Annotated in this window: 1 protein-coding gene; it reads right to left on the bottom strand. The window is 34.6% G+C overall.

From position 1 onward, the window contains the following. A partial coding sequence (locus ACFINS_RS11285) for a type ISP restriction/modification enzyme (protein WP_375706321.1) occupies window positions 1-534 on the bottom strand: 534 nt, incomplete at both ends.

Below are 534 nucleotides of genomic sequence, written 5' to 3'. Positions count from 1 at the left end.
TGGGAATATACGCGGCATTCTGTAAACACCGTCGTTGAGATCCCGATTATAATAAAGCCACTGCTTAGTAAAAGGACGATAAAGGCTTTGAGTAAGGCAATCACCTTCAAAGTTAAAAGTCTTGCCTTTGTCCAAGTCTCGTTTGAGATTATGACTCCAACTAATTTTGCTTTCATCCAAATTGACAAAATTATTTACAGCATTTTTATGTATCTTACGGTTAGCATGTACATAAGTATCATTAAAACGTTTTACTTCACTATTATAGAAGTTAATCATATTATGCATATTTTTTGTTAAAGCTTTACGGCTTGAATTGTACGCCCAAGCGTCACGACTGGTTACAATTCCAAGAGAAAAACTTTCAAAAAGCTTTTTACCATGCCCTTTTTTGTCACCTTTATCACCTATAGCTAAAAAGGCGTTGAAATTGTCATCACGTTGATTAATCCAATCACCATGCTTATCTGGTGTAATTATTTGCCAACCTTTTTTGCTCCGTGTAATGCCATCAATACTCCTAAATTTTTCAAT

This window comes from Bartonella sp. AA2SXKL, from assembly GCF_042197205.1.
In the GTDB taxonomy this organism is placed as follows: Bacteria; Pseudomonadota; Alphaproteobacteria; order Rhizobiales; family Rhizobiaceae; genus Bartonella.
Note: the sequence above shows the minus strand (reverse complement) of the source record. Positions and strands in the feature narration are given on the sequence as shown.